The following is a 22,510-nucleotide window of genomic DNA, read 5'->3' as shown; positions in this document are numbered from 1 at the left end:
AGTTTTTGACTAAAAATGCTTTGGAGTGCTGTCTGTGTATAATGTGTTTGATCCCCGCTTTTTGAATGATACTCCTTCCCCAGTCGCGGTCATTAGCGGCGGTGGGCAGGGCCACGAACCTTTGCACAGTGAATTTGTTGGCCGAGGTATGTTGGCCGCTGCGTGTATCGGTGAGCATTTCACCGCGCCATCAGCGCTGCAAATTACGGAGCACGTTAAAGAGCATTTTCTATCCTCGACTCCTATCTTGTTTTTAGTAAAAAATCACACAGGTGACGTGCTGAATTTTCAACTCGCCACCGAGTGGCTAAGCGAGCAAGGCTATCAGGTGGATTTTTGTCTGGTCGATGATGATTGTGCTCCTTTACCCGCGCACTGCATGATGGGTGGCAAAGGGTTAGCGGGAATTGTCATATTACAAAAACTGTTAGGTGCTTACAGTTTGCAATTGGCTGATTCGGGATTGTCTAGTCAACAGCAACTGAGCGTGTTGACTGAGCAAGCGCGGCAATGGACAGCACAATGCCATACTATTAGCGTGGGGTTTGTCGGGGCTCAAGCTCCCGAGCCAGATCAAATACTTGAGCAGATCAAAGTCGGGGTGGGGTTGCACAATGAGCAAGGAATAATGCAGTTAACCTCGGGGACGTTTGCCGAAGTGTTGCAACATCTGCAACAGCAGCTAGCGAACGCGTCACAGCGCGCTCGATTGCAAATCCAGTGGTCGAGTGCAACCCATGATTGGCAGCAGCAGTTTATCACTACGGCTGCAGTGGCAGAACCGCAGTATTTATTATTACTCAATGGCTTAAGTGGGCAAAATCAGCAGCAGTTAGACCATCTCTGTCAATGGGTCACTCAACAATTAACCCAGAGCCAGATGACCATTGTCGAGACCATTGCGCAAGCGGTCTGTCGTGGGGCGCATCCGAATGCTTTCTCTGTGAGCCTATTCACCCTTGATGATCGGGCTTTATCTTGTTGGCAAGCTCCGGTAGACACCGCCTATTGGCAATGGGGGAAATAAACCATGCTCAGCCAAGCGATGGTCTATCACTGGTTACAGTTACTCAGTCAAAATTTACTCCAACACAGTGAATATCTTAATCAGCTGGATGCCGAAATTGGCGATGCCGATCACGGCGTGAATATTCAGCGTGGCTGTACGTTATTGGTCAGCAAATTGCCGAGTTTAGCCGACATGAGTATTGCCAATTTATTGCAAAATTTGGGCTTTGTGTTTCTTTCCGGCGTTGGCGGGGCCAGCGGGCCTTTGTACTACACCTTATTTCAGCGAGCGGCGCACAGCGTGGAAGGTAAAACCGCGCTCAGTGTCGATGATCTTTATCGAGCGTTATTGAATGGCCAGCAGGGAGTGAAAACGCGCGGCTATGTGCAGTACCAAGATAAAACCTTATACGACATTTGGTATGTGGCGACAGAAACGTTACAGCGCTGCGTGGCTAGTCAATACACTATGGCGCAAAGCCTCACGGTATTGAATGAGGCCTGTCAGCAAGCGGCTCGTGATTCGATTGCTCTGCCCGCTAAGCGCGGTAGAGCGGCCTACTTAGGCGAGCAAAGCTGCGGTTATTTGGACCCTGGTATTGAGTCAAGCCGAGTGATGATCGCCAGTTTACAGCAAGCGTTTGAGCATCTCTGCGCTTCTTAGAATCTTCTCTCTTAAGTCCGTTTATTCCATTTCTTATCTAAATCAAGCAGCGCTCGTATCGGCTGCTTGGTCGTTTCTGCTGCTCTCTATCTGTTATGCTGAGTCGTTTTGGCGCGGCATCAACTTTTGAGGCTAGGGAGCAAATGGCTTTCACGTCATCTCGCCTAAGCTCACACTCTAAGAAAAGCGAGCGTCAATGGTGTTTCATTATGAATCAATCGCGAAATTAATCCTGTTTCATTTTGCAACGTGAAAATTTTTTTGTTGATCCTAGCTGTCATCCGCACAATCGAAGCTGTTGATTTACTTTCAATCCAAGGAATAACGTGATGACTCAATTTTTTATTAATAATAAAGAGCAATTGGTAAATGAAGCGATTGAAGGGGCGGTGTTAACCAGCCCTTGGCAAAACCTAGAGCAACTGGATATCGATCCACACATTCGCATCGTGGTTCGCCGTGATTGGGATAAAAGCAAAGTAGCGATTATTTCTGGCGGTGGCTCGGGCCATGAACCGGCTCACGTTGGCTTTGTGGGTAAGAATATGCTGACCGCCGCGGTGTGCGGTGATGTGTTTGCCTCGCCCAGTGTTGATGCGGTGTTTAATGCCATTGTTCAAGTGACCGGTGAAGCGGGCTGTTTGTTGATTGTCAAAAACTACACCGGCGATCGATTAAATTTTGGTTTAGCGGCAGAAAAAGCTAAGCGTCTCGGTTATCAAGTTGAAATGGTGATGGTCAGTGATGACATTGCCTTGCCCGATAATAAGCAGCCTCGTGGTGTGGCTGGTACCTTATTTGTGCATAAAGTGGCCGGCTATGCGGCGGAGCAAGGTCAATCACTGTCTGCAGTCGCTGAAGCTGCGCAAGTGGCGATTCAACGCACCGCCAGTATTGGCGTGGCACTCTCCAGTTGCCATTTACCGGGTGAAACGCACAGTGAGCGAGTCAAAGCGGGTCATGCTGAGCTAGGCTTAGGCATTCACGGTGAGCCTGGCGTTTCGGTGTTAGCAACGCAAAATAGCCGCGATATTCTGGCGATGATGATTGAAAAGCTGCTGAGCGCTTATCCGTTAACCAGTGATGATAAAGTCGCGGTGCTACTCAATAACTTGGGTGGCGTATCCAATCTTGAAATGAGTTTGTTAACGCGCGATCTGTGTCATTCTTCTCTTGCGCCATCAATCCAATATTTAGTGGGTCCAGCGCCCTTGATGACGGCGTTGGACATGAAAGGCTTCTCTATCTCATTACTGCATTTAGATGCGCAGCTGGAAGCGGCATTATTGGCTCCAACCGAGGTCAGCAGTTGGCCAACGCCTTTAGCGGTCAATGATGTGGCGCGTCGCGCAGTCGAAAAGCAAGCCGATCAACTGCACTATCAAGCCTCCGAGCATGCTGAGCATCAAATGATAGTCAACTGTATTTGCCAGACCTTGATCGCTAATGAAAGTGAGCTTAATCGTCTCGATAGTTTAGTTGGCGATGGAGATACAGGCTCAACCTTTGCTGCTGGTGCACGACAAGTCTATCGTGAGAGCCAAGCGAATCAATTGCCATTCGCGCAAGTCGATAAGTTATTAGGCGTAGTGGGTGAGCGCCTTGCCACCGTGATGGGCGGCTCAAGTGGCGTGTTACTATCGATTTTCTTTACCGCTGCGGGCCAACAGATGAGTGAAGGTCAACCACTGGCGAGGGCACTAGTGGCGGGATTAAATAAAATGAAACAGTACGGCGGCGCTGAGTTGGGTGACAGAACCATGATTGATGCGCTGCAGCCAGCACTGGAAGCGTTAGTCGCTGGGCAAAGTCTAACCGAAGCGGCAAGCGCCGCTGAGCAAGGCAGTGCTTCCACCGCATTAATGAACAAAGCCAATGCTGGTCGCTCGTCTTATTTAGCCAGTGACAGTTTAAGTGGTATTAAAGACCCCGGTGCGGTAGCGGTCGAGAGCGTCTTTGCAGCGCTGACCAAGCTGAATCGTTAAGCTTTAGCGATTAACGATTTTTTTATCTTAGCCACCGATTTTCCGGTGGTTTTTTTATTATCGAAGCAACTCAATATTCCTCGCATCCTTGTGTTACGCCTATTGTTGACAACGATAACGATTATTATCCTTATGGATTAACATCGTGATTTGTGCGGCTAACCGAGTCTGGTTATAACCCATGGTTCATTAACTAAGTAGTGAACATCATGGGATTAGAGAAGTTGCTGGACGCGATAGCGGAGCAAGGTTGGTATGTGTGGGATGATTTTTTAACGCCCGATCAAGTCAGCCGTTTACGATCTTGCGCTCCTGAAAGTTGGCAGCAAGCACGTATCGGTCGGCAAGATGAAGCCCAGCGAATTAGCCAGATCCGCAGTGATAAGATTCAATGGCTGAGAGAATCGATGGGTCAGCCAATACAAGATTATTTGGAGCGGATGGAGCAGATTCGCCAGCAAGTGAATCAAGACTTCTTTTTAGGATTATTTGAATACGAAGCGCATTTTGCGAAATACGAAGCCGGTGATTTTTATAAAAAACATCTCGATGCGTTTCGCGGTAATGAAAATCGTAAGCTAACGACAGTGTTTTACATGAATCCTAATTGGTGCGCTGCCGATGGTGGAGAATTAAAACTTTATGATTTGAACGATCAGCTGATTGAGACGATTGCGCCTATTTCAGGTCGTTTAGTGGTGTTTTTATCGGAGAAATTCCCTCATGAAGTGTTGCCGACTCAAGCGGAGCGGATCAGTATCGCGGGCTGGTTTCGAACTAACGGGGTAACCGAAAACCGCTTGGATATTGCTCGTTAGCAATAAGCACGAAGCGACGGATGCGCTTCGTGCAATGATTACCTAAGTCTATCTACGCTCATAAAGAGTCACGCTGTGCTGCAAGGTAAGTACAGGTTGGACGTTTATTCTGGATAGGTTTTTTTTAAATAGTCACTTTGCAGGATGTACATCCGTTTGACGTCTCGGTAACGACCATTAATGAAAAACTCTTGTACTAAATGCCCTTCTTCAATAAACCCGCATTTTTCATATAGATGAATCGCTTTATCGTTTTCAATCGAAACATGCAGATAAATTTTGTGCAAATTAAGAATGGTGAAAGAGTAATCCAGCGCACGATGAATTAAGGTTTGTGCGTAACCTTTACCTTGGTGTTCAGGAGTGATAATGATTTGAAATTCAGCACTGCGGTGGATGTAGTTAATCTCGATGAGCTCGACTAAGCCAATCAGATCTTTTTGCTGATTCTCAACCACGAAACGCCGTTCTGCATTGTCATGAATGTGTTTGTTGTACAACTCTTCCAGTTCATCAAACGATTCATACGGCTCTTCAAACCAGTAAGACATAATGTTGCGGTTGTTATTCAAATTATGAATAAAGCGCAAGTCGCCGCGCTCTAAAGCTCTAAGAGATAGCTGGTGTTTCATGGATAATCCTTATTATTCTTTTATTGTATTTCACTGTACATCATAGTGGTTAATGGGGGCAGATCTCTGCGAACTAAGATGATTTACTTCGGTTTATCTTTATTTTAGTTGAGCCGTGATCATCTGTGCCAGAAGATTTAAGCTAAGTTGCCATTTTTTTTCATCATTCAAATTTGCCACGCTAAAGCGAATACAGTGAGTGAATTGATGTTGGGTCGCAAATAGATGCCCTGGCAAGAAGCTGATTTTTTTGGGTAGACATTGTTGGTAGAGCTCGTAAGTATCGATATGAGACGGTAGTGTTAGCCAGTTTAAAAAGGAACCTTCTGGATGACAGAGGTGGTATTGTCCCTGTAATGCTTGTTGGCCATTGAATGCTTGGTTCAACATGGTGGTAAACTTTTGCTGGCGATATTGATATAGGCGGCGCATTTTAGCAAGATGAGTTTTGTACTGACCGGAAGAGAGAAACTCAGCCACTGCTGATTGTATTAAATTTAGGCTGCCCATGTTCTCACTGAGTAAAATCTTGTCTATTTTTTCCATGTATTGTCCAGCAATTATCCAGCCAATTCGAAGTCGAGAATCTAACGTTTTAGAAAGCGAATTAATATAAATAACTCTATCGTGGTTATCCAAGCTTTTTAAGCTGGGGATTGGAGCGTTAAAACCTAAATAACCAAAGACATCATCTTCAATGATTGGCAGCGAGGGTGTTTTTTCTAGCAGCATTTTACGGTGTAACAGTGGCATCAATGCCCCAGTTGGATTAGTAAAATTGGGCGTAAGCAATAGTGCTTTGATTGGCCAGCGCTCTAAAGCATCAACCAGTGCATCCAGAACAATTCCAGTTATTGTGTGACTGGGTATTTCCACCACTCTTAACCCTAAAGACTCGATTAACAATAAGGTACCAAAATAACAAGGCGACTCGACGGCCACGATGTCTCCCACTTGAGTGATCGCTCGAAAAGCTAAGCTGATGGCTTGTTGCGCTCCATGCGTAATGGCAATGTCTCGACTCTGGGCAAAAATACCGTTCTCTTGTGAAAGTTTTGCTAGCTGTTTTACGAGTTGGTTATTCCCCGGTGGCAGTTGATAGTGACTGGGAATATGTGTTTGTTTACGGCTGTGACGTCCGATATGTGCATACAAACTACGAATGGCACTAGAGTCGATATTCGGGTGTGCGGAACCTGCTGGCATTTCATATTGCTTGATTGGATTGGCCAGAATGTCTTTCGACATTGACAACAAATCGACTTGGCGAGGTGTTTGGCTACTGATTTCTAACGATGATGGTGGTGGCGAAACACAGTAACCACTTCGTGGCTGAGCGTATACCCATCCTTGAGCTTCCAACACCTGATAGGCTCGAATGACGGTATTTTTGCTCACCGATAGGGCAAGGACTAATTCACGAATGGATGGCAGTTTTTCGTGTGGATTAAACAAACGTTGCTCAATGGCGTGGCGTAAATACGCTTCCACTTGTCTATATTTGCAAATTTTGACCATTCTGTACCCGTTGAAATAATGGAAACTGTGCCTTTTTGTTTTTCTGTACCCAATTAAAGTAGCGTAATTGTTATCCTCATGGCGAGAGATTTTCTATGTTCATTAAAATGATCCCTTTTCTGTTTGTCATATTATGGTCTTCAGGCTTCGTGGGGGCTCGTTATGGGCTGACTTATGCTGAACCTATGACATTGCTCAGCTTACGTATGCTGTTAACGGTACTTTTATTCGGTGGTTTGCTGGCTCTTTTTAAACGGCAATCTATCCCAAAAGGGAAAGCACTATGGCACGCAAGTGTTGCTGGTTTACTGATTCATGGATTGTATTTGGGCGGAACTTATCAGGCGATTTATTGGGGCATGCCGGCAGGGTTAACCTCATTGTTAGTCGGTACTCAACCTGTGATGACCGTTTTGCTGTTGGTTATCATGACGCCACAACGTTTTACTGTTAGTCAATGGATTGGGCTGGGGATAGGATTTGTCGGCATCAGCTTGGTCTTGCTCGGTAACCTTGAGTGGCAATCAGAAGAGAAGCAATGGGCCGCGATAGGAATGTGTCTTCTCTCTTTGTTTGGTATCACTGTTGGCACTTTGTACCAGAAAAGATTTTGTCAACAGATTGATCTATTGGGGGGAACCTTGGTGCAATACATGGCGGCTTCCATACTATTTATTCCTCTTGCGATTAAGGTTGAAAGTATGAGTATTCAATGGACGACGACGTTTGTGTTGACCATGGTTTGGTTAGTCGTTGTTTTATCATGTGTTGCCGTTTTACTTTTGCTGTACATGGTCGAGCATGGTGCTTCATCCAATGTGGCCTCTATTTTTTATTTGGTTCCGCCGACGACGGCGATTCAGGCATGGTTTGCGTTTGATGAATTATTGGATGGATTGGGGATATTAGGTTTTATATTAACCGCGTTAGCGGTGTACTTTGTCGTCAAAAAGCCGAAGCTATGGGGACGAAAGCGAGGCTTAATATTGGAAAATTAAGTTATTTTGCATGTGGCAGACAACGGTTTCAGACCGTTGTCTGCAAGGACGAGATTTAACGCTCAATCACGACGCCTTTTTCTTGGTGTAAGCGTTGACATGCACGGCCATCACTGTGGAATAAATGGCAGCGATGAGCGGGCAGACCAATCGTCAGCGTATCACCGACTTCGATATCGAGCGTGTCTGGTTGGCGGTAGATGATGTCAGAGTCTGAGCCTTTAACGTTCATATACACTTGGGTTTCGTTACCAAGTTTTTCAACAATCATCACTTTGCCATCGATTTGAGCATCACCCTCTTTTGGCTCTAACAAATGCTCAGGACGTACACCAAGTGACATACGAGCACCTGCGGTAACCGTCGTGCCATCAACGGGGATCCAGAAAGCAACGCCATTGGACAGCTTTACTTTGACCTGATCTTTTTCCGCTTCTTCAATGGTGACACTCATAAAGTTCATTTTCGGAGAGCCAATGAATCCTGCTACAAAACGGTTTTTTGGGTAGTGGTAGAGCTCTAAAGGTTTACCGACTTGAGAGACGTATCCTGCGTCTAAAACAACGATTTTATCGGCCATGGTCATCGCTTCAACCTGATCATGGGTGACGTAGATCATCGTGCAACCGAGTTTACGTTGTAGTTTGGTGATTTCAGAACGCATTTGCACACGTAACGCAGCGTCTAAGTTAGACAGTGGTTCATCGAGTAAGAAAACGTTTGGTTGAGAGACGAGCGTTCGACCAATCGCGACCCGTTGGCGTTGGCCACCAGAGAGCGCTTTGGGTTGACGATCCAATAGGTGGCTCAGTTGCAGAATATCCGCCACTTTTTCCACTCGTTGACTAATATCCGCTTTACTGGCTTTGGCTAGTTTTAGCCCGAACGACATGTTGTCGTATAAATTAAGATGCGGATAAAGGGCATACGATTGAAATACCATGCCGACGCCGCGTTTTGATGGTTCAACATCGTTCATGCGTTGATCGCCGATGTAAAGATCGCCCGACGTGATCTCCTCAAGGCCGGCAATACAGCGTAATAAGGTGGATTTGCCACAACCTGATGGACCTACGAAAACGACAAATTCGCCTTCTGGGATTTCTAAATCAACATTTTTAGAAATCAATACATCGCCATAAGCTTTACATACATTTTTTAACGTGACACTCGCCATGTCGCTCGTCCTCGGTCAAGATTTTTTAATGATTACTGCCTATCATTATATGAATTATCTTGCAGGCAATAACAGTAGGAATACGTTAAGGTGAATCATTTTTCATGGTGAATGCCGATGATTCAGCAGCGATGCTGCATTACCTCTCATTTCATCAGTAAGAAAAGAAAGGGTGATGCCTACAAATACATCATTTGTAGAGAGCATCACCCATCAAAGCCAAGAATCAGTTTGCTTCCCCCGCCATGCTTGAACGTCTCCCCCGTACAATAATTACCACGAACGCTCAAGTTATGACAGCAAACCCATTCGGCAATGCAAGCCAGCACTGCAATAGATACTGGAAAGGGTTCTTACCATCCACTCTTGGATGTGCTTAGTTTCCTTGATGATGTGCTTGCTTACATCCTCCCGTCACTCTTTTTTATGGGGGGAGTAGTGAAGGATGAGGCGGAGGAGGGGATAAAACCATCATATAGATCCAGTTCAAATTATTGATTGTCATGAAGTTGAACTTCATCACAGTCAATGCTTTTTTTGTGATTATGATCGCTAACCAGTGACGATGTAGATCACGAAACTAGGCCATAATGGCTAGGGCGTAGGGAGTAGGAGGATGAGCAAGCCCCGTTTTTTGCTGATGATAGATGGCGAAATACGGCAAAACCTCAATCGGTGTTCGCCCTACAACACAAATAACAAGGATATGAAGATGAAAAATGCCCTAAGCACTGTCGCGCTAAGCACTTTGGTTGCGCTTGGCTCATTTGGTGCAAATGCTGCTATTCAAGAAGGACAACTCACAATCTGGATCAACGGTGATAAAGGTTATAACGGCCTGGCTGAAGTTGGTAAGAAATTTGAAGCCGACACGGGGATTAAAGTTACCGTTGCTCACCCTGATGGTTTGCAAGACCGTTTCCCACAAACGGCGGCAACGGGTGATGGTCCTGATATTGTGTTTTGGGCGCATGACCGATTTGGTGGCTATGCCGAAGCGGGTTTACTTGCTGAAATTAAACCTTCACAACGCATTAAAGACGGTATTGTTGATTTTGCATGGGATGCCGTTCGTTATGATGGCAAACTGATTGGTTACCCAATCGCCGTTGAATCTCTCTCGCTGATTTATAACAAAGATTTGGTTCCTAATCCGCCAAAGAACTGGGAAGAAGTGGCTGAGCTTGACGCAAAACTGAAGAAGCAAGGCAAATCTGCGATTATGTGGAACTTAAAAGAACCTTACTTCACTTGGCCACTGATGGCTGCTGATGGTGGCTATGCCTTTAAGTACACTGGCGGTGGTTACGATGTTAAAGACGCTGGTATTGCTAAACAAGGTGTTAAAGATGCGATGAACTTTGTAAAAGGGTTAGTCGATAAACGCATCATCTCTGCCGATATGGACTATTCAGTTTCTGAAGCTGCCTTTAACCAAGGTAATACTGCGATGACCATTAACGGTCCTTGGTCTTGGAACAACATTGAACGTTCAGGCATCAATTATGGTGTGACTACGCTGCCAAGATTTAATGGTCAAGCTTCAAAACCGTTTGTTGGCGTATTAACCGCTGGGATCAGCACCGCTTCACCTAACCGTGACCTTGCGGTGGAGTTTTTGGAAAACTACCTGCTGACCAACGAAGGTTTACGTATGGTGGATAACGATAAACCATTGGGTGCTGTTGCACTGAACTCTTTCCAACGTGAGCTAGATTCTGATGCTCGTATCGCCGCAACCATGGATAACGCGTTAAATGGTGAAGTGATGCCAAACATCCCACAGATGAATGCTTTCTGGGGAGCGGCGAAGAGCGCTATCATCAATATCGTTGATGGACGTCAAACCGTTGATGCCGCATTGGCGGATGCAGAAAGACAAATGACGCGATAATTTCATTCAGTAATACTTTTGAGGAGAGGGTAACCTCTCCTTATTTTCTCAGTTTTCATTTCGCTAGCAGGTTGTTATATGCAGTCAATTCAAGGTACAGAGGCGATATCAGTTTCAGCCAAAATACGATCAATCAGCAAAGGCTCTATCCTTAAATGGGCCGTTTTAAGTGCAGTAGGTATCGTAAATGGCTATACAACGATTTTAATGTATTCTCGCGGTGAGCTCGCATTCGCTATGCTTACTCTGGTTCTTACTGTTTTAGCCTTGTATATTTTCGGCAGTAAGAAGACCTATGCTCATCGTTATATTTATCCCGGTGTCGCAGGGATGATTCTATTTATCCTCTTTCCTCTTGCTTATACCGTCAATTTAGCATTTACCAACTACAGCGCTAAAAATCAGCTCTCCTTTGAACGGGCGCAGACGGTGTTACTAAATCGTACTTATCAAAGTGGTGATAGCTATCCTTTTACGTTGCATAAGCTGGATGATGGTTATCGCATCGCTGTGCAAGATGGTGATAAGTGGTATATCACCGAAAGCTTTCCTCTAACAGGCTCTGTCCCTACTGATTTGTATCTTGCTCCGCTTGAGAGCCCACTCGGTGAGCCTGAGCCGGTACGCACCATTGTTGGTTATCGCAGTACCTTATCGGGGATTGATTTGCATTTCCCATCAGGCATTGATATTCGGATGAGTGGCTTACGCCAATTTGCTGGTGTGGTGCCCCTGTACACGGTGCAAGAAGATGGCGAAACACTGTTCAATAATCGAACCGGTGAATGGTTACGTCCGAACATGGAGATCGGTTTTTATCAGGTGATTGACGAACAAGGTGAGTTTGTCGGTCCGACAGTGTCTCCCGGATTTATCGTGTCAATCGGCACGCATAACTTTGAGCGAGTATGGAAAGATGATGGTATTAAAGAACCCTTCATCAGCATCTTTATCTGGACTATCGTTTTCTCGGTGTTATCCGTCGCTTTTACCTTGGTGATTGGTTTGGTATTGGCGAGCTTGGTGCAGTGGGAGTCGTTAAAAGGTCGTGCGGTATATCGAGTGCTGTTAATTTTGCCTTACGCTGTCCCTGCGTTTATTTCTATCCTGATCTTTAAAGGATTATTTAACCAAAGTTTTGGTGAAATAAACATGCTGCTGCAAGCCATTTTTGGCATAAGCCCGGCTTGGTTCTCGGATCCTTTCTTGGCGAAGACCATGGTGTTGATCGTTAACACTTGGCTTGGTTTCCCTTACATGATGATTTTATGTATGGGATTACTGAAAGCGATTCCTGATGATCTCTATGAAGCTTCGGCAATTGATGGTGCGAACTTTGTACACAATTTTACTCGTATCACTTTGCCTTTGATGATTAAGCCATTAACCCCACTGCTGATAGCCAGCTTTGCTTTTAACTTTAATAACTTTGTGATGATTCAGTTATTAACTCAGGGTGGCCCTAATATGATTGGTACATCAGAGCCTGCTGGTTATACCGACTTATTGGTGAGCTATACCTATCGTATCGCGTTTGAAGGCGCGGGCGGTCAAGACTTTGGTCTGGCTAGTGCGATTGCGACTCTCATCTTCTTGTTGGTCGGCGCCTTAGCACTCATTAATTTACGTTTTGCCAAAGTATCAGAAACCAAATAGGAGCGAAGAATATGGCTATGGTTCAAGGAAAGTCGCTCAAATATCGAGTGTGGGCCTCACACATCGCGTTATGGGCATTTTTGTCACTGATTATTTTTCCATTGTTAATGGTTATTGCTATCTCATTTCGAGAGGGTAACTTTGCGACGGGCAGCCTGATCCCCGATCGGCCGTCACTTGAGCACTGGAAATTAGCATTAGGTATGACCGTGACGCACGCCGACGGTACGGTGATTCCGCCTCCTTTCCCAGTCCTGACTTGGTTGTGGAACTCGGTTAAAGTTGGGGTAATAAGCTCGGTATTTATAGTGGCGCTGTCGACGACATCGGCTTATGCGTTTGCACGGATGCGTTTTAAGGGCAAAGAAACCATCTTAAAAGCGATGATGATTTTTCAAATGTTTCCTGCGGTATTGGCTTTGGTCGCCATTTATGCGTTGTTTGATAAATTAGGTCAATACATCCCGTTTTTAGGTTTAAATACCCATGGCGGTTTGATCTTTGCTTATCTTGGTGGTATCGCGTTACATGTCTGGACGATTAAAGGGTATTTTGAAAGTATCGATAGTTCGTTAGAAGAAGCGGCGGCGTTGGATGGTGCGACACCTTGGCAAGCGTTTAGATTGGTCTTGCTGCCATTATCGGTGCCAATTTTAGCCGTAGTGTTTATTTTATCTTTCATCATGGTCGTTGGTGAAGTTCCGATAGCATCTTTATTACTATCTGATGTAAACTCTTATACGTTGGCTGTTGGAATGCAACAATACCTTTATCCGCAAAACTATTTGTGGGGTAATTTCGCTGCGGCGGCGGTATTGTCAGCATTACCTATTACTGCGGTCTTTTTAATTGCACAGCGCTGGCTCGTTGGAGGCCTAACCGCTGGCGGTGTGAAAGGATAACAATAATAAGGGCGACCATCAGGTCGCCCATTTTGTATCGACTCAACACTTTTGGTTTGGCCGCCGATCAGTTGAGTTGGATACGAGTTCTGGCGTTACGCATAGCTGGCTGTTAGCTCTATTCCTTACTAGCTTCATGACTAACAGTTTTTGTAACCGAAACCTGAGTTTAACTCAGGTTTTTTTATGCCTGACGTTTGCCAAGTTCGCTACGGATGAAGATGATAAACAATAAGCAGAGAACGAACAGCAGAATGCCATTTGGATGCGAGGTAGTTCGAAGATTTTGTATCGCGGGTTACAGCTCTCGAGTCGAGGGAGCGCAGCTCATGTATTGCAAAAGGACATATAAACTTTCTTGTTTTAGAGCCACCTTTCGAAACAGATCGGCAAAGGTGTCATCGCCGCCAAAACAGGTTTTTATATAATGATTAATCTCGTGGGCAGAGTAGCCTTCGACATACAACGAACGAACCCATTGATATTCAACTGCTTTTGCATCGATTAGGGTTGACTCACTGAGCGTAATTTTATCGAGTGTTAAGGACATGGTCTTTCTCGTTGTTATTATTTAACCTCTATCGGGGATAAGAGTACGTTCATTCCTCGGGATAGAACACGGACTCAGCCCAGTTTAGCCGCTTTATCATGACCTGATATTGGCGTCAGTTGTGCGGGTATTATCGGTGCTACAGACCAATTAAAGCAAAGCGATATGACGTTTCAATGACAGTGGATGTCTTAATACTCTTCGTACTTGAAGTTGCAGCGGTGTTGGCTGCGTTCGTTCACCCCAATCACATCGTTTGTCTATGCTCATGGGGATTGACTCACTTGCCGCCTTCCTGCAACTCCAAGTCGTCTGGGTATGGATAGGTCTTTGAATGTTGCTTTGAGGTGGAACGAGAAAAAGGCGATGAAACGCTTAGCTACGAAGTTTGGTTTGTGCTTCTTCGACTTTTGAAAAATCTAAGCCAAGCTCTTCGACGGCTTGTTTAATTAACGCTGGATTTTGCATCACTTGAGCGAGCAAAAGTTGTAATTTATCTTGAGGTAAACCCAGTTGGCTGATGGTGGCCATTGCCGCGAGCGGATTTTGGGTCAGCGCTTGAAATACGTCATTGATTTGTTGGTCGCTGATCGCGTGCTCTTTTAAGAGGGCTATAATTGGATTCATGAGATCTCCTTTATTTTCTTCTCTTCTCTGGCTTATCCATGCATGTCAGGCCCATTCATCCCGATTCGAATTCATCGGGATGAATGTTGCCTTTCTTAACGCATAAATAGCGAGAGTATTATACGTAATACGCTTCTACCGTACCTTTGAGTTGAATCAGCATCGGATTACCGTAACGATCTTTCGCTTTAGGGGAAGGAATTTTAATCCAGCCTTCACTAATGCAGTATTCTTCTACATCACCGCGTTCTTTGCCGTTAAAGCGAATGCCAATCGCATGATCAAAGCATTCTGCGACAAAGAAAGGGCTACGAGAATTACTGGCTAGACGATCGGGTAAGGCTGGTTTTGCGGTTATGTCATTCATCATATGTGACCTGAAGTTACGAAAAAGTGCGCTATTGTAGACAGTGCGAGCGGAGTGTTCAAGCCACGTTTATCTCCGCTTATTTGCAGCTGCTGCAGTGTGTAGCCATCGACCACTCGCTGTATTTCTTCGTCCCAACCCTCTACCGACAACGCTAAGGTGTTTAGGTACACGACAACCGATAAGGGATTGGCTATTTCTTTGCCATTAGAGTGAGGCTTAGGTTTTGGGTTTTAGGTATTTGACGTGAGCTTCCATCTCTTCGCCAATTTCGGTGCGCATATTCATTAAACGTATTGCTGACTCACGTAAAGCGATGTCTTCAGCTGAGGTGGGTTGCCATTCTGGCACTGGGGTGGGTTTACCTTGTTCGTCGACGGCAACCATAATCACGATACAGTGTGTTGTGAGGCGATTGTTTAGTGCGGTCGGCTCGCTGGCTTGCACATCGATCGCGACATGCATAGAGGTTTTACCTGTGTAGATGACTTTGGCGTTGACTTCAACCAAGTTACCCACATGGATTGGGGCCACAAATCGAATGCCACCGGCATAAGCGGTAATACAATATTTACCACTCCAGCCAGCAGCGCACGCATAAGCGGCAAGGTCAATCCATTTCATGACCGCGCCGCCATGAACTTTACCGCCAAAGTTAACATCGCCAGGTTCCGCTAAAAAGCGTAGGGTTATCTCTCGTTTGCCAAAACTCATGTATACATTCCTTAATGTGACTATCGCTATCTTGATAAGATTACTATAGATCATACGAAGCGTATCTTAGCGTCATTTGGCTTTGTGAAGTGGTCGCGATACCGATAAGGTAAAATAGCTAATGCTCTGAGCGTTGTGATACGCATTTGGCGGCTCTACTATCCAGTGGAGTATCAACGGGATGGATATCTTGGGCGCAATAAAAACCCCCTCTAAAGAGGGGGTTTTTACACGGTACGAATTGAATTTTTTGAAGTATGTACCTAATCAATTTGCCAACTGATTGCTAGTAATTCAGCTGAGCTGATCATAGAGGATCAAGATACATGATGTAACTGTTCGATCGAACAGGTTTCTTGAGTGTTAAGTTTGTATAGCGTGATTTCTCCATTAACCAAAGGAGAAGTCCTATGACCATTTCTATTTACAGCCATTCATTTACGACATTGCCTGAGCAAGACTATGCTGCATTATTAAGCTTACGCTATAAGGTTTTTTATCAGCGTCTTAATTGGCAGTTAAAAACCGCAGGTGGTTTAGAAAGCGATGAGTATGATATACCCCAAGCGCATTACTTATATGCGAAGGGAGAACAAGGACAGGTTGTCGGCTGTTGGCGAATTTTACCGACCACCTCGGATTATATGTTAAAAAATACCTTCCCAGAGTTACTTGGGGCGATGACTGCACCGCGAGATTCGCAGGTGTATGAATTGAGCCGTTTTGCGGTAGATAAGGAGTTCTCAGCACTGGCTGGCGGGGTGAGTAACGTGACGATGAAGATGTTTCAATCGCTGTACCACCATGCGCAGCAACGCCATATTACTCGTTATGTAACCGTAACGTCGGTTGGTGTCGAAAAACTCATTCAACGCTTGGGTATTCCTTGTGAAAGGTTAGGCAATCAACAAGTACATGTACTCGGTTCAACGCGCTCTGTCGCTTTATCTATCCCAATGAATGAGCGGTATCGTGAGAGTGTCGGCGCTTAATATTATAAATAAGGGTTAATATAACCGCCTAAAATTGCTTTGGTAATGGCTTGGTAGCGATTCGTCGCACCAAGCTTTTTGCAAGCGTTAGAGAGATGAAATTTTACCGTTCGTTCAGAAGTATTAATAATTTGCGCGATTTCCCAAGCGCTTTTTCCTTCGGCCGCCCAACTTAAACATTGTCCTTCACGACAGGTTAACTCTGCTCTTGGCTTTGCATTACGGTGGCAGCGCACAATATTGTCTATGTTTTGTGCCAATAAGGGAACAAGCAATTGCGAGGTCTGAATAGCCGGAAGATTAAGGTCGTAATGACGTGTGTCTGAGGTCGCGAAACTGAGCATCCCGAATTCGCCTCTTAATCCGTGCACTGGAATTGAGAATCCTTCTTTTAAGCCATTAAGGCGAGCTTCTTCAAAAATGATCTGGCTATCTTGATGATGTGCACGAATCTCCGACCAGCGGATCGGTAAAAAGTTGCTCATGCTGTAGCGAACAATCGGGTCAATCAACATAAATTGGGATTCGTCGTACTGTTGACGCCAAGCGAGAGGGTAATTATCGGCGATGAGGGTGTCGTTGTTGGTTAATGTCGTCTGTAAAGAAAGGCCAAATAAAAAGTATTCATGCTCAATAAGATGATTCATCTTAGCCAACGTAGATTGCAGAGCTTGAAAACTATCAATAAAAGGATTTTCTTGGATCAGGCGCAGAATTTTTTGCATAAATGACCATTGACAACAAAGGCGCTAACTGAACTGATAATATACTTAAATAGAGGTGATGTCCGCAATTATCCTTATGGTGTTATCCCTTTTTCTTACTGCTGTAGAGGTAATATTCGATTATCCCAGTGACATCGTTTATTTGTGTTTATCGCAACGGTGAGAGCCTATCTTGACTCTCACTCGGCGCTGCCAATCGAGATTATCTGTCGTTTATTGCTTATGCAAAGTATCCAGCGCTAAACCCTTAGAGCGTGACTTGGATAGTGACGTCATGTTCTTTCGCAAAATGTTCGATTTCTTTTGGCGGAGCTTGATCGGTGATGATCAGATCAATATCGGCGAGTGTGCCTAATTTGACCATGGCGTTACGTCCAAACTTACTGTGATCAACGCCTAAATAGACGCAACGACTGTTTTCGATGATCGCGCGTTTGACCCGTACTTCATGATAATCGAAGTCGAGCAGCGATCCATCGTAGTCGATACCACTGATCCCCAGAATACCGAAATCGAGCCGAAATTGAGAGATGAAATCGAGAGTGGCTTCTCCGGTCACACCACCATCTTTATTGCGCACTTCACCGCCTGCCAGAATAATATTGAAATCAGGTTTACTCATTAAAATGGTTGCCACATTAATGTTATTGGTGACAACGCGTAAGTGATGGTGTTCAACCATTAATGCGCGAGCTATCGCTTCTGGCGTGGTGCCAATATCAATAAACAGTGTTGCGCCATCAGGGATATGCTTGACTAAAGCGGCGGCGATGGTTTCTTTTTCCGCTTGTGATGTGACTTGACGAGTATGGTAGGAGGAGTTTTCCGAACTGGTGGCGATGGTGGCTCCACCATGATTTCGACGCAGTTGGTTAGCATCGGCTAACTCATTAAGATCTCGACGAATGGTTTGCGGGCTCACATTAAATCGTTCGACCAGTTCTTCAGTGCTCACAAACCCTTGGGTTTGCACCAGTTCAATGATTTCTTGATGACGTTTAACCGCTTTCACAGGCCTATCCTTATACGTTGAAGTGCGCTAAGTGTACGGTTTAATGGACTAAATTCAATCAACGAGAACAAATTATTCCAGTTTTTAGTTCGTTTTAAGCTTCGTTTCACACAAAACGAACATGATTATCTGTTCTATCGACAAGCCATCTTTGAGCGAACCCTTAGTCTTGGTTTAAGGTGTTGAGGCTTTTTCTATCGGTTCTAAAGTCGAACGACGTCGAATGCGCACTTGGGATAAAATGACCCCGCTAATCACCATGAGTCCGCCAATAAAGTGGTATTGATGAATATGCTCACCTAACAATGTGGCAGCCAATGTTACCGCGACAACCGGTAATAAGTTCATAAACATCGCTGATGAATCTGCTCCGATAGCGTCGATGGATTTTACCCACATCCATGGCGCAAGCAGTGAGGCGGCAATACCAGCGTAAGCGATGAGTGGCAATGACCCTTCGGTAGGCAGAAGCTGTTCGCTGGTTAACCATAATGGAATCAGCATGAATACGGCTAATACGCCTTGTAAGTAGATAATTGACCAGCTACTTAAGGGCATCTTCCAGCGTTTGAGCAGTACGCAATATAAGGCATAAACCAGTGCGGCTAAGACCATCAAACCATCCCCAGGAGTGATGGATTGATGAAGGAAAAATAACACATCGCCCTGACCGAGCATTAATGCAAGACCGAACAATGACAGTAGGCCACCAGTAATACTCAAGCTAGAAATGCGCTTATTGAGCAAAGGAACACTAATAAACACACTCAATAGGGGGACTAATGAGGTGATGAGTGACATATTTGAAGCGCTGGTGGTTAAGCCTGCGTAATAGCCTAAAGATTGATTCAACACCATGCCCAGTAACGCTAAGCAAGCGAGTTTTGGCAAATAAGGTTGAATAATGTGACGCTGCCGAATGACGGTTGGTAAGCAAAAAGGGCTTAAGATCAGCATTGCGAGCAACCAGCGATAAAAGCTCATTGCGCTCGGCTCTATAGTACTGGCGGCCATCTTATTAATAATGGTGTTGCCACCCCAAATCAGCACGGTGAATAAAGGGAGAAAATAAATCATTGCTGCCTCAGAGTCGGAGATTATTAGTGATAGTTTGACAGGTCTCTATGATTATATATATCTTTAAAAAGACACTTTGAGCGATAGGAAGACAAGTTTGAATCAACGCAGCAGAAACCTTCATCCCTCCCTCTCGATTGAGCAGGCTCCGTCGGCAGTATTTATGAATTTTGAAGCTTTTCTTTCCAATACGGAGACTCGAGCGCATAGCCATGCTTGGGGGCAAGTGCAGTTAATTTCCGGAGGTATTCTTGAGATGGAAGCAGAAGCGATGCGCTTTTTGGCTCCACCACATCTGGCTATTTGGGTTCCTGCGGGGATCCGCCATAAAAGTTATAATCGGCGACCTATCGAGTACTGTTCGTTAAATATTGCGACTGAAATGACCGAAGGTTTCCCGCAAAAAACCAGCCTAATTAAAGTCACCCCGATTGTTTCTGCGATCATTGATGACTTTCGTCAGCGTTCAGTGAGTGTCGCAACCAGTCGTGAAGACCAGCGTTTAGTACAGGTATTACTCGACCAATTAGCCACGCAGGAGACTCAGCACCATTTCCTGCCGTCTAGTCATCACAAATATTTGTCGCCGATACTGAAAGCGATTGAAGAAAATCCAACCGATGAAACAACGCTTGCTCAATGGGCACAGCGTATCCATACTACCGAGCGTACGTTAGCCCGTTATTGTCAGGCAGAATTAGGCATGAGTTTTACTGAATGGCGATTGCGAGTGCGTTATTTGCATTCGATGGAGTTATTGCGTCATGGGCAATCGGTCAAAGAAGTGGCATTAACCTTAGGCTACAATCAGGCCAGCCCGTTTATTAGTATGTTTAAAAAATACTCCGGACAAACGCCGGAGCAGTATAAGAACCGGTTACTGTCTTAAGCTTATCAAGCCAGTATCCTCTTCCTACTTGAAGTGGCAGCAGTGTTGGCTACGTTCGTTCAGCCTAATCACATCGTTTACCTATGCTCATGGGGATTCACTCACTTGCCGCCTACCTGCAACTCAAGTCGTTTGGGTATAAGTAGTTTTTGGGTATAAATAGTTTAAAGCGCCCACAATGGCTGCCACTTGAGCCGCATTACAGTCGTCACTATTGACCCGTGGGCTATCTGGGTACACTTCAGTGGTTGAGCAGTACTGGCTATTTGTGACAGAAGCGCATAAACCGAGTTCTTTTACTGGGTAAACAATCACTCCTTCTTGGATAACCGGTGAGCCAATAATTTGACCTTGTTGATCGGCGGGCGCGATGTGAGTGACTTGACGTACCGATTCAATAATTGCGGCTTGAAAATCCAATTGCGGATTCTCGCTGTCTCCTACGGTATAAAAGCCGTCGGGGATATGTCCCGGTTGATAATCGATACCATCACGCGCCGCCAATGCGGGGCGAAATTCGTTTTCATCACTGTCGGTGGTTTCGTGCAGGTCAAGATGAGCAAGTATCGTCGGTAGTGTTTTGACCAGCGCCATCAGGGCCGCCGACTCTTCTGCTGGACTGTTTGGATAAAAACAACGATTAGGATCTAACGCATTCGGGTTCCAGCGTTGAATTGTTTCGTACCCCCAAGGGCTGACGCAAGGCACCACGACAATATTCATCTGTTCTGCGTAACGGTGAGCCTGTTCGGTTAAAAATTGCAGAGCACCGAAAACACCACTGGTTTCATAACCATGTACTCCGCCAGTGACTAAAAGGGTCGGTTTATCCGTTTGCCAAGGCTGAGTTTTGACACACAGCAGTGGATATCGCTCAGGGTCGTAAGACAGCGCGCCGTATTGTTCAACGCAAAATTGATCCGATAAAGCCTTAATCGCCTCCACCACCGTTTGATAAGGGCGCTGAATTTTAGTTTGTGCACGCCAAGCCTGACGTTCTTGTTCAGTCCATGGTTGACCGAGTGTGCCAATCGGGTAACGATTAAAAGTAGTCATGACTTTCCCTAGTGAGAGTAAGAAAAGTCATGAGCTTAAGTGTTATGAGCTGCGACTGCAATTGGTGTCTCGGTTTATTTCACCGTCCAATGAATCGATTCACCCGCTCGTATTGGAACGACCATATTGTTACCAAACGGCATCGTATTAGGTACGGACCAAGCTTGCTTAGTTAACGTCACAGTATCCGTATTCCGTGGTAAGCCATAAAAATCAGGCCCATTATAACTGGCAAATGCGGCAAGGTTTTCAAGCTTACCTTGTTTCTCAAATACTTCTGCATACAGCTCAAGGGCGGCGTGCGCGGTGTACGATCCTGCGCAGCCACACGCGGATTCTTTTTGGCCTTGTGCATGGGGCGCGGAATCCGTGCCTAAAAAGAATTTTTTATTACCAGAGGTTGCCGCGGCAACTAGGGCGTCTTGGTGGGTTGCTCGTTTTAGGATCGGTAAACAGTAGAAATGGGGGCGTATTCCGCCGACCAGCATATGGTTACGATTAAACAGTAAATGATGTGCAGTGATCGTCGCGGCGACATTCTCCCCAGCTTGTTTGACAAAGGCGACGGCTTCTGCGGTCGTGATATGTTCTAAGACGATTTTTAAGTTTGGGAAGTCGTTGACAATAGGCGCTAATACGGTCTCTAAAAAGGTCTTTTCTCGATCAAAGATATCGACATCCTGTGTCGTTACTTCGCCATGCACCAATAACAGTAATCCCTCTTGCTGCATCGCTTGTAGAACTGGGTAGATTTTTTTCGGGTCAGTGACACCAGAATCTGAGTTGGTGGTCGCACCAGCTGGGTAAAGTTTCGCCGCTACAACCGCACCGGATGCTTTGGCTTTACGGATTTCATCAGGCGAAGTATTGTCGGTGAGATACAGAGTCATTAAGGGTTGAAAGTGCGCGTGAGGTTGGGCGGCTAAGATGCGTTCACGATAAGCAAGAGCCATCTCAGTCGTGGTGACGGGTGGGACGGTGTTGGGCATGATCAGGGCACGTCCGTTATAGCGGCTAATGTCTCGAACGGTATCTTGTAAAACATCACCATCGCGTAGATGAACATGCCAGTCGTCGGGACGAGTCAGGGTAAAGGTTGTCATGAATTGCTCCCACCATGGAAAAGTTGAATGATTGGAGCCTAAACCATGTTCACGTACTTATGACGCAAACGCTTCCGTTTAGGCGACAGGATGATAGAGGAAAAGTGGCTTAATATCATCTTTTTCTTTGTTTTCGGCTTTTTATT

Annotated in this window: 22 protein-coding genes; 10 read left to right on the top strand and 12 right to left on the bottom strand. The window is 45.4% G+C overall.

The window, feature by feature from the left end; translation table 11 throughout:
* Window positions 1–34 precede the first annotated feature (34 nt).
* From AACS00_RS11110 to AACS00_RS11095, 4 genes are all read left to right on the top strand, one after another.
* Window positions 35–1,027: a dihydroxyacetone kinase subunit DhaK gene (locus AACS00_RS11110; RefSeq protein WP_072670750.1), complete on the top strand. Its 993-nt coding sequence runs from the start codon at window positions 35–37 to the stop codon at window positions 1,025–1,027.
* A gap of 3 nt (window positions 1,028–1,030) precedes the next feature.
* Complete coding sequence (gene dhaL / locus AACS00_RS11105) at window positions 1,031–1,672, top strand: dihydroxyacetone kinase subunit DhaL (protein WP_072670749.1); 642 nt, start codon at window positions 1,031–1,033, stop codon at window positions 1,670–1,672.
* A 329-nt stretch (window positions 1,673–2,001) separates the two neighbouring features.
* Window positions 2,002–3,657: a dihydroxyacetone kinase subunit DhaK gene (locus AACS00_RS11100; protein WP_110167439.1), complete on the top strand. Its 1,656-nt coding sequence runs from the start codon at window positions 2,002–2,004 to the stop codon at window positions 3,655–3,657.
* A 209-nt stretch (window positions 3,658–3,866) separates the two neighbouring features.
* On the top strand, window positions 3,867–4,475 hold the full coding sequence (locus AACS00_RS11095) for a 2OG-Fe(II) oxygenase (RefSeq protein ID WP_072670747.1): 609 nt from the start codon (window positions 3,867–3,869) through the stop codon (window positions 4,473–4,475).
* A 104-nt stretch (window positions 4,476–4,579) separates the two neighbouring features.
* On the opposite strand, the gene speG is transcribed toward AACS00_RS11095, so the two are convergent.
* Both speG and AACS00_RS11085 read right to left on the bottom strand, forming a co-directional pair.
* The gene (gene speG, locus AACS00_RS11090) at window positions 4,580–5,107 is read right to left on the bottom strand and encodes a spermidine N1-acetyltransferase (protein ID WP_072670746.1); all 528 of its coding nucleotides are present in this window, start codon (window positions 5,105–5,107) and stop codon (window positions 4,580–4,582) included.
* Window positions 5,108–5,206: 99 nt separating this feature from the next.
* Window positions 5,207–6,625, bottom strand: a complete 1,419-nt coding sequence (locus AACS00_RS11085) for an aminotransferase-like domain-containing protein (RefSeq protein ID WP_110167438.1) — start codon at window positions 6,623–6,625, stop codon at window positions 5,207–5,209.
* A gap of 95 nt (window positions 6,626–6,720) precedes the next feature.
* Between AACS00_RS11085 and AACS00_RS11080 the strand changes: the two genes are divergently transcribed.
* Window positions 6,721–7,623, top strand: coding sequence for a DMT family transporter (locus AACS00_RS11080; RefSeq protein WP_110167437.1), 903 nt, complete (start codon window positions 6,721–6,723; stop codon window positions 7,621–7,623).
* 55 nt (window positions 7,624–7,678) lie between these two features.
* Here AACS00_RS11080 and malK read toward each other — a convergent pair whose 3' ends face one another.
* Window positions 7,679–8,800, bottom strand: a complete 1,122-nt coding sequence (malK, locus tag AACS00_RS11075; protein WP_110167436.1) for a maltose/maltodextrin ABC transporter ATP-binding protein MalK — start codon at window positions 8,798–8,800, stop codon at window positions 7,679–7,681.
* Window positions 8,801–9,512: 712 nt separating this feature from the next.
* Between malK and malE the strand changes: the two genes are divergently transcribed.
* The 3 genes from malE to malG all read left to right on the top strand — a co-directional run bounded on the left by malE (window position 9,513) and on the right by malG (window position 13,252).
* Entirely contained in the window at window positions 9,513–10,694 is a 1,182-nt protein-coding gene (malE, locus tag AACS00_RS11070) for a maltose/maltodextrin ABC transporter substrate-binding protein MalE (RefSeq protein WP_072670742.1), read from the top strand.
* Between the two features lie 78 nt (window positions 10,695–10,772).
* On the top strand, window positions 10,773–12,350 hold the full coding sequence (malF, locus tag AACS00_RS11065; protein ID WP_072670741.1) for a maltose ABC transporter permease MalF: 1,578 nt from the start codon (window positions 10,773–10,775) through the stop codon (window positions 12,348–12,350).
* An 11-nt stretch (window positions 12,351–12,361) separates the two neighbouring features.
* Window positions 12,362–13,252: a maltose ABC transporter permease MalG gene (gene malG, locus AACS00_RS11060; protein ID WP_004396716.1), complete on the top strand. Its 891-nt coding sequence runs from the start codon at window positions 12,362–12,364 to the stop codon at window positions 13,250–13,252.
* Between the two features lie 298 nt (window positions 13,253–13,550).
* On the opposite strand, the gene AACS00_RS11055 is transcribed toward malG, so the two are convergent.
* From AACS00_RS11055 to AACS00_RS11040, 4 genes are all read right to left on the bottom strand, one after another.
* Window positions 13,551–13,802 (bottom strand): hypothetical protein, encoded by a 252-nt coding sequence (locus AACS00_RS11055; protein ID WP_072670740.1) that lies wholly within the window; start codon window positions 13,800–13,802, stop codon window positions 13,551–13,553.
* Window positions 13,803–14,177: 375 nt separating this feature from the next.
* A complete protein-coding gene (locus tag AACS00_RS11050) occupies window positions 14,178–14,429 on the bottom strand; it encodes a DUF2999 family protein (protein WP_072670739.1) in 252 nt (83 codons plus the stop codon).
* A 118-nt stretch (window positions 14,430–14,547) separates the two neighbouring features.
* Window positions 14,548–14,796 (bottom strand): DUF3297 family protein, encoded by a 249-nt coding sequence (locus AACS00_RS11045; RefSeq protein ID WP_072670738.1) that lies wholly within the window; start codon window positions 14,794–14,796, stop codon window positions 14,548–14,550.
* Window positions 14,797–15,015: 219 nt separating this feature from the next.
* Entirely contained in the window at window positions 15,016–15,510 is a 495-nt protein-coding gene (locus AACS00_RS11040; protein WP_004396713.1) for an acyl-CoA thioesterase, read from the bottom strand.
* Window positions 15,511–15,920: 410 nt separating this feature from the next.
* Here AACS00_RS11040 and AACS00_RS11035 point away from each other — a divergent pair, with 410 nt between their 5' ends.
* On the top strand, window positions 15,921–16,502 hold the full coding sequence (locus AACS00_RS11035; protein WP_072670737.1) for an acyl-homoserine-lactone synthase: 582 nt from the start codon (window positions 15,921–15,923) through the stop codon (window positions 16,500–16,502).
* A gap of 2 nt (window positions 16,503–16,504) precedes the next feature.
* Here the strand turns inward: AACS00_RS11035 and AACS00_RS11030 are convergent, their stop codons facing one another.
* The 3 genes from AACS00_RS11030 to AACS00_RS11020 form a co-directional block, all read right to left on the bottom strand.
* Entirely contained in the window at window positions 16,505–17,227 is a 723-nt protein-coding gene (locus tag AACS00_RS11030) for a LuxR family transcriptional regulator (protein ID WP_072670736.1), read from the bottom strand.
* 247 nt (window positions 17,228–17,474) lie between these two features.
* The gene (locus tag AACS00_RS11025) at window positions 17,475–18,239 is read right to left on the bottom strand and encodes a DeoR/GlpR family transcriptional regulator (protein WP_072670735.1); all 765 of its coding nucleotides are present in this window, start codon (window positions 18,237–18,239) and stop codon (window positions 17,475–17,477) included.
* A gap of 174 nt (window positions 18,240–18,413) precedes the next feature.
* Window positions 18,414–19,316 (bottom strand): DMT family transporter, encoded by a 903-nt coding sequence (locus tag AACS00_RS11020; protein ID WP_072670734.1) that lies wholly within the window; start codon window positions 19,314–19,316, stop codon window positions 18,414–18,416.
* Between the two features lie 97 nt (window positions 19,317–19,413).
* On the opposite strand from AACS00_RS11020, the gene AACS00_RS11015 reads away from it, so the two are divergent.
* Window positions 19,414–20,205, top strand: coding sequence for an AraC family transcriptional regulator (locus tag AACS00_RS11015; RefSeq protein ID WP_072670733.1), 792 nt, complete (start codon window positions 19,414–19,416; stop codon window positions 20,203–20,205).
* A 123-nt stretch (window positions 20,206–20,328) separates the two neighbouring features.
* On the opposite strand, the gene AACS00_RS11010 is transcribed toward AACS00_RS11015, so the two are convergent.
* Together AACS00_RS11010 and pyrC are read right to left on the bottom strand one after the other, a co-directional pair.
* Window positions 20,329–21,261, bottom strand: a complete 933-nt coding sequence (locus AACS00_RS11010; protein ID WP_072670732.1) for a M14 family metallopeptidase — start codon at window positions 21,259–21,261, stop codon at window positions 20,329–20,331.
* A gap of 74 nt (window positions 21,262–21,335) precedes the next feature.
* Complete coding sequence (pyrC, locus tag AACS00_RS11005; RefSeq protein WP_110167434.1) at window positions 21,336–22,364, bottom strand: dihydroorotase; 1,029 nt, start codon at window positions 22,362–22,364, stop codon at window positions 21,336–21,338.
* Between the last annotated feature and the right edge of the window lie 146 nt (window positions 22,365–22,510).

The organism is Vibrio sp. 11986-1-5 (assembly GCF_963878025.1).
In the GTDB taxonomy this organism is placed as follows: Bacteria; Pseudomonadota; Gammaproteobacteria; order Enterobacterales; family Vibrionaceae; genus Vibrio; species Vibrio injensis.
Note: the sequence above shows the minus strand (reverse complement) of the source record. Positions and strands in the feature narration are given on the sequence as shown.